General features: G+C 33.6%; 11 protein-coding genes. 1 reads left to right on the forward strand and 10 read right to left on the reverse strand.

Annotation, left to right across the window (positions count from 1 at the left end):
* Window position 1: 1 nt before the first annotated feature.
* The 9 genes from ACTJFD_RS01505 to ACTJFD_RS01545 all read right to left on the reverse strand — a co-directional run bounded on the left by ACTJFD_RS01505 (window position 2) and on the right by ACTJFD_RS01545 (window position 11297).
* Window positions 2–844: a carbohydrate ABC transporter permease gene (locus ACTJFD_RS01505; RefSeq protein ID WP_442259266.1), complete on the reverse strand. Its 843-nt coding sequence runs from the start codon at window positions 842–844 to the stop codon at window positions 2–4.
* A complete protein-coding gene (locus tag ACTJFD_RS01510; protein ID WP_442259267.1) occupies window positions 844–1737 on the reverse strand; it encodes a carbohydrate ABC transporter permease in 894 nt (297 codons plus the stop codon). The genes ACTJFD_RS01505 and ACTJFD_RS01510 overlap by 1 nt, the downstream gene beginning before the upstream one ends.
* A gap of 66 nt (window positions 1738–1803) precedes the next feature.
* A complete protein-coding gene (locus tag ACTJFD_RS01515; RefSeq protein WP_442259268.1) occupies window positions 1804–3282 on the reverse strand; it encodes an extracellular solute-binding protein in 1479 nt (492 codons plus the stop codon).
* 138 nt (window positions 3283–3420) lie between these two features.
* Window positions 3421–4401 (reverse strand): LacI family DNA-binding transcriptional regulator, encoded by a 981-nt coding sequence (locus tag ACTJFD_RS01520; protein ID WP_442259269.1) that lies wholly within the window; start codon window positions 4399–4401, stop codon window positions 3421–3423.
* Between the two features lie 207 nt (window positions 4402–4608).
* A complete protein-coding gene (locus tag ACTJFD_RS01525) occupies window positions 4609–7467 on the reverse strand; it encodes a glycoside hydrolase family 3 N-terminal domain-containing protein (protein WP_442259270.1) in 2859 nt (952 codons plus the stop codon).
* 189 nt (window positions 7468–7656) lie between these two features.
* Window positions 7657–8616, reverse strand: a complete 960-nt coding sequence (locus ACTJFD_RS01530) for a siderophore ABC transporter substrate-binding protein (RefSeq protein ID WP_442259271.1) — start codon at window positions 8614–8616, stop codon at window positions 7657–7659.
* Between the two features lie 14 nt (window positions 8617–8630).
* Complete coding sequence (locus tag ACTJFD_RS01535; RefSeq protein ID WP_442259272.1) at window positions 8631–9389, reverse strand: iron ABC transporter ATP-binding protein; 759 nt, start codon at window positions 9387–9389, stop codon at window positions 8631–8633.
* Window positions 9389–10354, reverse strand: coding sequence for an iron chelate uptake ABC transporter family permease subunit (locus tag ACTJFD_RS01540; protein WP_442259273.1), 966 nt, complete (start codon window positions 10352–10354; stop codon window positions 9389–9391). Before ACTJFD_RS01540 ends, ACTJFD_RS01535 begins: the two co-directional genes overlap by 1 nt.
* Window positions 10341–11297 carry an ABC transporter permease gene (locus ACTJFD_RS01545; protein WP_442259274.1) on the reverse strand — a complete coding sequence of 319 codons (957 nt, stop codon included), beginning with the start codon at window positions 11295–11297 and terminating at the stop codon, window positions 10341–10343. Before ACTJFD_RS01545 ends, ACTJFD_RS01540 begins: the two co-directional genes overlap by 14 nt.
* 154 nt (window positions 11298–11451) lie before the next feature.
* On the opposite strand from ACTJFD_RS01545, the gene ACTJFD_RS01550 reads away from it, so the two are divergent.
* Window positions 11452–11919 carry a DUF1694 domain-containing protein gene (locus ACTJFD_RS01550; protein ID WP_442259275.1) on the forward strand — a complete coding sequence of 156 codons (468 nt, stop codon included), beginning with the start codon at window positions 11452–11454 and terminating at the stop codon, window positions 11917–11919.
* Between the two features lie 98 nt (window positions 11920–12017).
* On the opposite strand, the gene gshAB is transcribed toward ACTJFD_RS01550, so the two are convergent.
* Complete coding sequence (gshAB, locus tag ACTJFD_RS01555; RefSeq protein ID WP_442259276.1) at window positions 12018–14297, reverse strand: bifunctional glutamate--cysteine ligase GshA/glutathione synthetase GshB; 2280 nt, start codon at window positions 14295–14297, stop codon at window positions 12018–12020.
* Window positions 14298–14324 lie beyond the last annotated feature (27 nt).

Here is a 14324-nt window from a genome sequence, read left to right on the forward strand (position 1 = left end):
CCTATTTAACGGCCCCATCTGAGATACCACTAATAATATTTTTTTGTAAAAACAAGAAAAGTATAATAATTGGTGTAATTGTTATTAATACGGCTGGGAAAATTAAATCCCAAGCATTTCCATATTGTCCCGATTGAATTTTGGCAAAATAAACAGATAACGTCAACGTCTTAACTTCCCCATTTCCAATCACTAAGAAAGGTAATAAATAATCATTCCAAACCCACATTGAATTTAAAATAATCACGGTCATCGTCGTTGGACGTACCAATGGCATAATCACTTTAAAATAAACCTGAAAAACTGAAGCGCCATCAATAATAGCTGCTTCTTCTAAAGCAAGTGGAACATTCTTCATAAAACCATGATATAAGAAAATTGACATGCTTAAACCAAAGCCACCGTACATCAAAATTAAACCAAACATATTTTTTAAGCCGGCACTATCAAATAAACTGATTAACGGATACATTACGGCCTGAAAAGGAATTAACATTGAAGAGGTAAAGAAAAGAAGCATTATCGAAGATACTTTTCCTTTGTAACGAACCATCATCCAAGCCACACTTGATGAAATTAAAACAATCAAACCAACCGAAACAACCGTAATAAAAATAGTTAATAAACCTGATTTAATTAAATCGATTTGTTCAATTGCATTTTTTATGTAACTAAAATCCAAACTTTTCGGTAATGCTAATGGTGTTTTAACAATCTCACTTTGAGATTTAAATGAATTGATAATCAAGAAGCTGATTGGAAATAAAGTATATAATGCGAGTACTGTTAAAATAATGTATTTAATTAAGCCCCATGTTTTCATTCGCTTCATCATATTCTTCATTACATCTCAACCTCTTTTCTTTTCGTAATCATTACTTGTGTCAGTGAAACAATTGCTATTAAAACAAAGAAGATTACTGCTTCGGCCTGTGCTAGTCCATAATTATTGGAGCTATCTTTTGGTGCTCTTAAAATTTGTAAAGCAAGCATTCGTGTGTTGAATTCACCATTGGTTAACGCCACGTTTGGATCTAATAATTTAAAACAATTTGATAAAACTAAAAAGAAAACAATCGTAAATGATGGCATCAACATTGGAACCGTTACATTTTTAAATTTTTGCCAAGCATTCGCACCATCTATATCAGCTGCTTCATAAAGCTCACTAGGAATGTTATTTAAACCTGTAATATAAATAATCATCATATAACCCGACATCTGCCAAACAACCACTAGAAGCATTGCAAAGAGATTCTTGGTATTATCTTGAGTCATATTCGTTAAAAAGGAAATAGGTAATAGTCCTTCTGGTCCAAATAAAATAGTTGAAAAAATATTTTCGAAAATAAATAGCCAAATAAAACCTAATGCAAGCCCCCCTAATAAATTAGGTAAAAAGAAGGTTGCCCTGAAAAAACCTACCGCCTTAGCAATGCTATTAACTAATAATGCTAAACCAAGGGCAACGACATTAACAGCAACAACTGCTAAAACCGTAAACTTGAGTGTATAAATAAAAGCAGATCTAAAACTTTCATTTTGAAAAGCTTTTATGTAATTATCAAAGCCAACCCAGGCTTCAAAAGCATTGTCTCCTCCAGCAAAGTAAACACCTCGCCAAGCTGAAAAAGAATAGACCACACCAATAATGAACGGAATCACAACAACACATGAAAATAAGACAAGGGCAGGAATCGTAAATGGTAAGAACCATTTTTTATAAACATTTTTCATCGGTTTTCCTCCTATAATGAGATGAAGGAACCCTCTACCACAGAGGTGTCAGAGGATTCCTAAATTTTATTGACTATCTTTTTTTAGTTCAATCCATTTGTTGATGATTTCATCCGCAAAATCTGGATAGCTCGCTGCATCCCACTTCTCTTTTGTCATATAATTTTCTTTCAATTCGTTACCGACAAATTCTAAAAAGTTTCCTGGTGATGCATTGAATGGATTAGACATTGTTTTACCTGTTCCTAAGTAAGATTGAATGGCACGGTTTAGAGTATTCGTTGATGTTGCATTTTCTAAATCATTAAATAGAATAAAACCACTTTCATCTGTCAAGAACTTCAACCCACGATCAGAGGTGTATAACCATACAATAAAATCTTCGGCTTGTTTAATTTGTTCTTCATTCGCTTGTTTATTAATAACCCAATAGTTAGGTACAAATGTCGGAATGGTTTGATTATAATCCTCTGGTGTCCAACCTTTTAACTTAATATCTTTTTCCTCAAAAGGCATTTTGATTGGTATCATATCTAGCGTTGCTAACATCGGTTCATTTAATTTTGTTAACGTTGGATAAATCCAATTTCCCTGTTTAATAAATAATCCTTTGTGATCTGCAAACAGCTGCAATGAATTATCATAACTACCCGTTGTCCCATTAATAAAGTTTGTTCCACGTTTCAGTCCTTCTTTTTCCCCTGCAGCATGTGCTGTATTATATTCAAGAACTTCCATGTACTTAATTAATGAATCTTTGGTTTCTTTAAATTTATTCGGCTTAGCATACAATGCATCTGAATAGCTACTATAGACAGTATTCATTGGAACATTAATCATATGATCTGAATACGTCCATTTTTCAGCACCTGCTTCGACAAAGACACCCGTTAATTCTTTTGTTAATTCTGTTTTTTCACTCGCTAATTGATACTTATTGCCATTCACTTGAACTTCTGCTGCTTTTCCATCGTGAATAAAAGCATTGATACTATCAGTAAATTTTATAAATTCTTCATAATTTGTTTTCTTTAAATCAGCTAATAATGCAGGGGTTTCTGCTGCTGAGAAAAGATCCGATAAAACCTTTGTATCTACAACATATCCATAACCTTCAACAGTGTAGGGGATACCAAAATTCGTTTTTTCATCTACATTCAATCGCATATTTTCTGGTACTTCACTAGCTAATTTTTTTAACTTATCATTCGATGAGTCGTTAAGATTATACATGAAGTCTCCTTCTTTAGGTCCCCATGTAATTAAACTGTTTGTTGCAAAAATAGCCGGTGCATTTTTTGATGTCATTTCAGTATTCATAGTTTCTGTAACATCTGCTCCTGAACCAGGTGAAAATGTTTTAACTTTAATCCCTGTTTCTTTCTCATAATCTTTGGCTAATTCTTTTAAAGGTTCACTAATTTCACTCTTTGTGTTAAAAATATAAAGCTCGTCACTTTTTTTTGCACCTTTACTCGAACATCCACTAATCAAAGCTGTGATTGCTAAAATCCCCAAAGTTGCTCCCAAAATTCTTTTTTTCATCACTGACTCTCTCCTTATTCGTTATTAGAAACCGTCTTCATTTGATAAATAAAGTATATGTCAATCGTTTTCATATGTCAATCGTTTTCATACGAAAATATAAAAAAATAGTTCTCTCTTTTAAAAGAAAACTATCCGTTAAGTTGACTGTCGTACGATAACTTCTGTTGTAAAATCACGTAATTTCGGTTCTGCTGCCTTTTCTAGCTTAGAGATTAATAATTCTGCAGCATAGGCACCTAACTCATCAATAGGTTGATGAATTGTCGTCATTTTAGGAAATGTTAACGATGCTAAGGGTTGATCATCAAACCCAATAACAGCTAATTCATTTGGTACTTCAATTTTTTGTTCATTTGCTTGAGAGATAAGTCCTGCCCCAACTTCATCACCATTAGAAAAAATAGCATCTGGTTGAATTTTTAAGCTATCCCATTGTTTAATTAAATTTTTTCCATCTTCGATAGACAGAATATTCGTAAAAATCAAATCATTTTCAAAAGGAATCTCATATTCTTTCAATGCTTTCTTGTAGCCGTCTAAACGATAATCGTAAGGATGAATCTCATAGCCTGTACAATAACCAATCTTACGATAGCCTTTTTCCAATAAGTGAATGACGCCTTCATAAGCTGCCTTTTCTTCATTTATTCGAATGACAGGCATTTCATCTTCATAAATATAACGGTTACAAATCACCAATTGATTGTTTTCTATGTATTTTTTTAATGTCCGATAATCATTTTCGGTATTGGTCATAATCAAACCATCAATCTGCTTCGCATCTAATAATTTCAAAAAATTCAGTTCTCGAGCTGAGTCTTCTGAGGTTTGTAGAATAACTACTTGGTACCCCTTTTGAAAAGCTATTTGTTCAATCGCATCTACCAAATAAGCAAAAAATGGATTCGTCACTCTTGAAATAATGACGCCTATCATTTTTGTTTTTTTCCCTCTTAACTGCTGTGCAATAATATTTGGTGTATAATTCATCACTTTCATTGTATCAAAAATAAGTTCTTTTGTTTTATCAGATACATAAGGATGACCATTTAATGCTCTTGAAACAGTCGTAACGGATACGCCTGCTTGTTTTGCAACATCTTCAATTGTCGCCATAAAAAAACTCCTCCCTAATGTTTCACGCTCAACTTAATATAGTTTAAAGAAGACACCTTGTCAATTTCAATTGATGTTCTAAGGTGCTAATGAAAAACTAGCCTAACCTTTTAAAATTAAAAAAATAAATTTATAATAGCTTAATCAACCATAAATTTTAACTAAAAAAAGCGAGACTGCCCTAAAAGGTCAGTCTCGAAATCAAAATTATTTATTTTTTTTAACAACAACAATTTCCTTAATCACCCAAGTAAACAGTCCAACAACTAAAAGTCCTAAAATGACCGTCAGTGCCAGCAGCCCTTTTTTCCATAAAGGCATGATCTTAACAACTTTATCACCCGCTGAAATACCGTTCATTGCATTACTATTAACTACTGTATAGATAATATTATGACTTGCATTTCTAAGTTGTGTTGCTAATTCTGGAGTTAATTTTTCTTTTGGTATTTCCCATAATTTAGCATCTGTATTTAACCATAGATCTGTTCCTGCTTCTAATCCTTCATAAATATCTTCATAAGCAAAAACATCAAATGAGGCTTGGTCTGTAACTGCGATACCTTTAAAGCCCCATTCGTCGCGCAGCGTTTTGGTCATTAAACCTTCATGCCCACCTGTCCAACGAGTTCCAACACGGTTCATTCCGGCCATAACCCCTTTAGCTTGTCCTTCTCTGGTTGCCATCTCAAAAGGTTTTAAGTATAACTCACGAATTGCTTGCTCGTTTGAGAAGATACTTCCACCCATACGATTTGTTTCAACATCATTTAAAGCATAGTGCTTCATAAAAACAAATGTTCCCTTACTTTGAGCCCCTTTAATCTGATTAGCCGCTACCGCACCAGATAAAAATGGATCTTCAGAGAAATACTCAAAGTTACGTCCACCAAATGGCGTTCGGTGTAAATTGATCCCTGGAGCGTACCAACCTGCTACTCCTAATGCTAAACTATCTTCACCGACAGCTTCGCCCATTTCTTCAATCAATTTTTTATTCCATGTTGAAGATAATAATACGGGAACTGGGAAAGCTGCCCCGTTTTTACCACCAACTAATGTCCCAGATATACCAGCAGAACCATCTTTATTAACTGTTGCTGGCAAACTAATAGAGGCCATTTCTGTTGTAGCATAACCACCCATTCTCACCAATTTTTCCATTTCTTCAAAAGTCAATTGATCTAATAATGTGTCCCATCGCTCATCATCATAAGGAATACCTTTTAACATTGGAGCTGTTATTTTTTGATCATTTTCAGCTCCCATTATCGGCATTTTTAATGAAGTATCTTTTTTATTAATAGTATGAATTTTTAAATCGTCCAACATTTCTTTTGAAGCTTCAAGGTTACCCTCTTTATAAGTTTCTGGATAAGTCCCTTGCCAATCTTTTCGAGATAAATAAGTGACATCCTTTTCATAATGGTTTAAGTTTGCTGTCTCAAATTGGTTAGTTATTTTAACTCCAGTTGATAACGAAGAAGCGTAGATTGAATCATCCAATGATTTCACAACTTCTGTTGAAACAAGTTTCTCATTTCCATCATAATCCATACCATCTTTAACAGTCTTACCTTTTTTACTTAAAATATTATTTAAAGCATCATGTGCATCCTTACCAACAGTGAAATAATAATCACCTGAATCAAGAATATATGTTTTTTTGTTGTTTGCATCATAACTCTTCATTACTTCTTTCGGTACACTAACTGAAATGTCTTCTGTTTCACCTGGTTTTAAAACTTTTGTCTTCTCAAAACCAACTAATTCAACTGCTGCTTTTTCAATTCCATGTTTTTTATCATAATCAGTATAAGGTGATTGCATATAAATTGGTACGACTTCTTTACCAGCAACATCACCTGTATTTGTAACTTTTACTTTAAAAATAAAGTTTTCTTTATCTGAAGTTTTTTCAAATTTTGTGAATTTAAAGTCTGAATAAGACAAACCATAACCAAATGGATACTGAACTTCTTGATCATAGTTAAATTTTTCTTTCGTTTCATTACCTAAAACAACATCTTCATAACGTGTTTCATAATAACGGTAACCAACATAAATTCCTTCACTATAATTCATAAATTTAGTGCCCATAACTTCTTGACTATTAGTAATTGTATAATCACCAGCATTTTTAATTGCTGGAGCTCCTAAAACATCATAAGCATAAGTATCTACTAACTTACCTGAAGGATTAACTTCTCCATTCAGTAATAATGGAATACTATAGATACCCGATTCCCCACCTGCTCCAATCCAAAGTGCTGCGTCAACATCTTCGCTGTCAACAAAATCTAACTCAATTGGATTAACTGTATTTAGCAAAACAATGACTTTATTAAAATTCGACTTCACCATTTTCAACATATCTTTTTCATCTCGATCTAGCTCTAAATAGTGTGAACCACTTTCTAGTTTTTTCATCGATAAATCCGAGCTTTCCCCACCAGCACGACTGATCACTACGATACCAGCATCATTATAATCTGAAAAACTAGCTTTGACTTCATCCGTATAAACGCTTTCAGGAACTTCATTAACTGAGAATGCTCCCTTACCGTAAACATCAGGTTGTGTTTTACGATATTTTTTACCTGCGCCTGTTTCATAGAAATCCCACAATGTTGGATTGATTTTAAATCCTGATTTTTCAAATGATGTTTTCAACGTTGAAAAATCTTTTGATTCTACAGAACCTGCTCCCGTTCCTCCATATACAAAATCAATCGAAGACTGGCTAAACAAACTTACTTTAGCTTTTCCATCTAAAGGTAGAGCTTTCCCTGTATTCTTTAAAAGAACAGAGCCTTCTTCTTCAATTTGAGCACCAATTTTAGTTGCATTCTCTTTTCTCGCCGCTTCTGTTTTAAATTTTTGCTGATAATCTTTTGATTTCTTACTATCTTTCGACTTAACTACTTTAGTTGTCTTATGGTCTAAATACGTCGTGATAATATGAGAATATTTAGATGCATAATAATTTCCAACAATAAGTCCGCCTACTAACACAACACCAAGGATAGAAAGCGCAATTATTTTAATTCTTTTCTTCTTATCCATTTGTCTCCCCCTAAATTATTTTAAAATGAAAAGGATTTCATTTATTAATATTATCATATTCGAACCCCTCCCTATTTTCATTATAATCTTCATAAATTGTCACTATTCTTACATAACTTGTCAATAAAAATAAATAAAAAATAGAATTAACTTTTAAAGAAATAAGTTAACTCTACTTTTCTATTTTACTTATTTATAACCTTTTTGAATATCTTCAATCATTAATTGAGTTGACGTAATTCCACCACTTGCTAAATACCATACATCCGGTGTTAGTGAAATAACTTTATCTGTTTTACCTGCTTTAGTTTGTTGAACCAACTCATTATCATTCACATTATTTTTACTTGTGTCGCCACCAATCGCTTTCGTACGATCAATAACATATAAAATATCTGGATTTTTTTCTAAAACATATTCATAGGATACTTCTTGTCCATGTGTTGAAACTTCGATGTTTTCATCCGCTGCTTTGACACCAAAATCTGAAAAGACCATCCCAAAACGTGAACCGGCTCCATAAGCAGATAATGAACCTTCATTAACTAAAGTCATCAAAGCTTTTTTATCACTTTTTTCTGCGATTTCTTTGATTTCTAATACTTTTTTATCTAACTTATTCACTGCTTGTTTAGCTTCTGCTTCTTTCCCATAAATGGTGCCTAATGTTTCAATATTTTGTTTTGTTGATGTCCAAGCATTGGCACTATCAATTCCTAAATATAGCGTTGGTGCAATTTTTGCTAATGATGCTTGAGCTTCTTGCTGACGCCCAGAAATAATAATTAAATCGGGTTGTAGAGCATTAATTTTTTCCAAGTCTGGCTCTTTAATCCCTCCGGCTTTTTCAGTTTTTTTAAACTCTTTTTCTAAATAAGCAGGCATCTTGATTTCAGGTAAAGCAACAATACTTTCTTTTCCGCCTAATGCACTTATTGTATCGAGTGACCCTAAATCAAAAACAATAACTTTTTTAGGTTGGTTAGGAACTTCAACTTCTTTCCCTTCACCATCGGTTACCTTCACCATTTTTTTTGTTGTCTCTTTTGTTTCTTTTGTAGAACTAACTTTATTTTCAGTCTTTCCACACGCGGCTAACAAGCCCATCATTGCAACAAAAATAACTAAAAAACTAAATTTCTTTTTCATTTTCTTTTCCCCTTTTATCCATTAAAGTATAAGCAAAATCGCTTACCTTCTAATTCACAAATTTTTATATTCATTTCATAAAGCTCATCTAAAACTTCTTTCGTAATCACATCTTCTGTAGGTCCTGCTTTAAAAATTTCACCAGCTTTCATCGCGATAATCTCATCTGCATAACTCGCAGCAAAATTAATGTCATGTAACACAATCACGATGGTTTTACCTTCTTCTTGAACCAAGCGCTGCATCGTTTGCATCAAACTTACCGCATGATTCATATCAAGATTATTTAACGGTTCATCTAAAAAGATATAATCGGTATCTTGGGCTAATACCATCGCAATATAAACGCGTTGTAATTGCCCTCCAGATAAGGTATCTATTTCTAAATCAGATAGTTCACCCAAATTCAAATACTCAATCGCTTCTGATATTTTAACTTCATCTTCTCGTGTTAATCTTCCCTTACTATACGGAAATCGTCCAAAGCTAACTAATTCACGGACCGTTATTTTTAATTGAACCGCATTAGCTTGTTTTAAAATAGATATCTTTTTAGCCAACTCTGTCTGATTCCATAAACTAACTTCTTGGTTCCCGATAATAATTTCACCTTGATCTTTCGCTAACAATCGGCTCATCATTGAGAGTAGCGTACTTTTACCAGCTCCATTTGGCCCAATAAAAGCCGTTAATTTACCTTCTTTAATTTGACCTGAAACCTCTTTAACGACTTGTTTTTGACCATAATTCTTTGTTACTTTTTCTATTTTCATTAGTTTATCCCTCGTTCTTTTAAAACTTTCCAAACAAAATAAAGACCGCCACTGAATTCAATAATGACACTTAATGTCGTTTTCATATGAAAAACTTGTTCAACTAAAAATTGACCTAACAATAAAATGAAAAAGCTAAGTAAGGTACCACCTAAAAACAGCTCCCTGTGTTTATAGGTTCCTAGCCACTGATAAGTTACGTTAGCAACAATAAACCCTAGAAATGTAACTGGACCAATCAAAGCCGTTGAAACAGCCACTGAAACACTTATAATAAAAAAAATAAAAAAACGAAAACGGTAAACAGAGATTCCTAAATTTAACGCTTGATCTTGACCCAAATGAAAAACATCTAGATAGGTAGCTGCCCAAAAATAAAGAACCACGAGTGTCAAAACAATAGGTAACACTTTTAAAACCAAACCAACATCAATATTTGCAAAATTTGCAAATAATTTTCCTTGTAATTTATCATATTCATTAGGATCCATAATTACTTGTAAAAAGGTACTTAAACTCCTAAATAAGGTTCCTAAAATCATACCAATCATCAAAAGTAAAAATAAATTCTGATGTTCTTTTGTTAACAACAACTTAAATAAAACTAAGCTAACACCAACCATTAAAATAACGGTCAGAATAAAAATTTGTTGTTTTAATTCAACTAACTGGCCTAAAAATGTTCCGAAGAAAAAATAAAGTAAGGTTTGGATTAAAACATACAACGAATCAAAACCCAAAATACTAGGTGTTAAAAACTGATTTTGAGTTAATGTTTGAAAACTGATCGTCGAAGTCGCTGTTAAAAGACTGACAACCATAAAAGCTAATACTTTTTTCCCTCGGATTTCTAAAGCAAAAGACCAATTACCATACGTCTGATACGTCATAAATAAAAACAACGCTGCAAGTGTTAGGAAACTAAGAATCACTAGTTTTGTCTTAACCTGATTAACTAGTTTCATATCGCTTCCCCCTCACTAATAAGTAAATAAAAATAACACTTCCAACAATTCCGACAATTAGACTGACAGGCACCTCATAAGGTTTAATAATAACTCGTGCTAAAATATCACAAATCACTAAAAATAAACTTCCTGCAATCGCTGTTATTCCTAATGTTTTCTTTAACTGATCACCAAAATAATAAGAAATAATATTAGGAACAATAACGCCTAAGAAAGGTAAACTCCCAACCGTAACTAAAACAACGCTACTCGCTAGTGAAACCAGTAATAAACCTAAACGTTGTGTACGCTCATAATTCAAACCAATCGTTGTTGCAAGACTCTCACCTAATCCAACAACCGTGAATTGATAGGCGAAAAAATAACACCCTATCAAGACAGGAACCGATAAATAGATTAGTTCATAGTCACCTCGCATGACTGTTGCAAAGTTTCCTTGTAACCAAGAGGTCATATTTTGAATGAGGTCAAATTGATAAGCGAAAAAAGTCACAATCGACCCGACAATATTTCCAAACATCACTCCAATTAAGGGAACCATCACTTGATTTCTACCGGGAATTTTTTGAATTAATTTCAAAAAGATAAAAGTTCCAAAAAAGGCAAAGATAAAAGCGACGAATGTTCGACTGAATAAAGAAGCATTTGGTAAGAAAAGCATCACAACCAACATCCCTAATCGAGCACTGTCTGTTGTACCTGCCGTTGAAGGTGACACAAATTTATTTTGGGTTAACTGCTGCATGATTAACCCACAAACGCTACTTGTTGCCCCTGCAACAATTAAACTTACTGTTCTTGGTACTCTTGTACTCCATAGAACAAGAGTTTCCATCTCAGTCAAATGAAAAAGGTGATTTATTGGAATACTTTTGACACCCACAAAAAGCGAGAGTACCGCTACAAAAACTAATAAAGTGATTGGTATTATTTTCTTCATTGGACTCACTCCAATTATTTTTGTATTGAGAATGATTTTCATTCACAATTACAATAGTAACGAATGTTTCACTTTTAATCAAGATTTTTTTCACAAATTCTTTTTTTAAATATATGATATACTTTAACTAATTCCATAATTAAGGAGGGAAACTATGACATCGAAAGACATTAATGACTATTTAGACAAAGGAATGTACGGTTCTCCCCAGTTAAAACCTGATGAACAAAACAAATACTTAGGGACATTCCGCGAGCGTGTCGTTTTTGCCTTAACTGTGCAACAAATGAAAAACACTAAATTTTATCCTTTTTGCTTAGAAAAAATTAACACCTATCCTGGAGGACAACTTTTAATCAATGTCAGTAGTGATGCCACTAGTCAACAACATTTCATTACACTTTCACAAAAAACTAATCTTCCTTTTCGATTGGTTGATACGACCATCTCTAGTCAACAAGCAAGTGACGCTATTGGAGTCGTTTATGCACTAGACGACGCTGTTCACCTTGATAAGATTACTCCTGAAGAGAACACTTCATTAAAAAAAGAAAATCTAACAAAAGCGCCAAAAACAGTAGAAAAGAAAAAAAAGCCATCCTTCTTCGGTAAATGGCTTTAAGTACAATAAAAAAGAGGCCATCAATTCAAGACGCTAGACTTGAATTGATGGCCTCTTTTTTATTAAATTGATAACTCTCAGTTCATTCTCTCTTTCCTTTAATATTCTGGAAACAAAAGAGATAAAATATCTTGGGTTAAACGATAGCCTTTTCCTGAAAACGGATAAATGTGCATGTGCATCATCGGATTAAAATTAGCTTCTATCATGCTATAAGCAGAGGAATCTTGAGTCGCTTCTTTTTGTAAATCTGGAATAATTAAATCCAAACCACAAACGACCGCACCTAACTCCTCAACGGCCGCTTCCGCAATCCGTTTATAGCTATCATCCATCAAATCAGTCACATCAACCGAATCACCACCCGTACTGACATTAGAATTTTCTCTTAAATAGATCACTTGATCTTTTAAAGGAATACTTTCAAATGTTAGTCCTTCTTCTGATAAGACCTGTCTCTCGGCTTCGCCTAATTGAATTTTTTCAAGTGGTGACCGATGATTTTCGCCTCTTAAGGAGTCCTTATTTTTAAGCGCTACTAATTCACGGATTGTTTTTTGACCATCCCCAGTAACATTTGCAGGGACTCTCAATAAAACAGCTTTCGTTTGCCCATTTAAAGTAAAGAAGCGATACTCCGTTCCATCAATAAATTCTTCCACAATAATTTGTTTATCTTCTGCAAAAGCCATAGTTACAGCTTGTTTGTAGATTTCGAAAGTGGCTCCTGTTCTAAAAATCGAGATTCCTAATCCAAAATTAGTCGATTTAGGTTTAACCACAAATGCTTTTTTCTCAAATTCAGGATAAGCAACCAATGCAGCTTCTTGATTCAAATACTCATGCCCTCTTGGCACACTAAAACCAGCTTCGGCTAAAACTTTTTTAGTCACTACTTTATTTTCCATTAGTAACGGAACAATATAATTATCTCGACTCGTCATGTTCCCATTTTTTACATATTCTGAATGGTCTTGATACGTTAATTTTAAAAATTGGTCCGCCTCATCTAAAACTTCCAACTCAAATCCACGTTGAAGTGCATCGAACATCAACGCCTGAGTTGATAATTCCATATGACGATAGCCTGCTAATTGATAAGGTTTTTTATGGGCTTTTTCCCAATATTCATTGCCTAACTCAACAGCTAAGTCATGATTTGTTAATTTTTTTTCTTTTTGATAGGTCACAAAACGGCCCGATAACGTTGCTTCTGGATGGTCTAACTGATATAACATTTCTACAACTAAATCCTGAGCGTTTTTAGATAAGCCCAATGTTTCAATCATTTTTTTCATCTCAGTTAATAGCCATTGCCCTTCCGCATAAAGTTCGGTCTTTGCTAAAGGATGTTCTAAGGCAACTTGATCGTTTTTTTGATTTCCCAAAGCCTCACGTTCTAACAAGGCTTTTTTCTCTTCAGGTAGCCAAAGCATAAGTAAAACAAAAAGATGCAAGCTTTCTAATGTTTTCTCAGAAATTCCATAAGGAGAAAAAGGATCTAAATCAATGTTTCTTAATTCAACATAACGAATCCCTTTTTCTTTTAACTGTTTCAAATCATTACTTCCTCGCAAGCGAACAGCTGAATAAAACTCCTTAGGCTCGATTAAATCTCCTGTATCAACCAAATGCTCAATTCCCTTAATATACGTTTCTAAACTCTCATAAGATACTTGGATTTCTGGACGATTAGTATAACCAAAATGACTGTTACGAATACTACGAACAGGCATCTCTAACTCTGTATTTTTATCAGTGAAATACCCAGGTTCTGCGTAGGGAGAAGCCCCAAATAAATAAGTAACCAACCAACGATAACGTAAATATTGGCGTGAAACTTTTAAATAAACTTCTGTTTGTAGCTCCTGCATTGTTTCAATCTCAGTTTGTTCTCGATAAAGGGCCTCAATGAGTTCTTTGGAGAATTCAAAATTATAGTGAATACCACTAACCATTTGTTTCCTTTTTCCATAAACTTTGGCTAAATATCGACGATAACTTACATCATTTTGATTATCTAACTTCGCTATTTTTATTTTACACTCATCATCGGGTAATGCTGGCGGCATGCTCAAAGGCCATAGCATTTCCGTGCGATTCATTGAACGTAAGGTAACATCCTGCAACGCATCTAAAAAGCGGATAGCTTCTTCTTCTTCTTCAAAAACTGGCGTAATCAATTCCGTCTGTGTTTCACTAAAATCTGTTTGAATATACGGATGGAAGCTTCGATTTCCCAAGATAGAAGGATGGTCAGTGACTGCCAACTCACCTGACAACGACACACGCTGACTTTCTTTTTCAATACCGATACGTTTTTTATAAAGATAAGGTTTTACTGCTTCTGATTGTAACTGTTTTTGTAAATCCATCATTTTTTATTTCCCTCTTCTATCTAAATT

It is taken from the genome of Vagococcus sp. (genome assembly GCF_052102835.1).
GTDB lineage: Bacteria > Bacillota > Bacilli > Lactobacillales > Vagococcaceae > Vagococcus.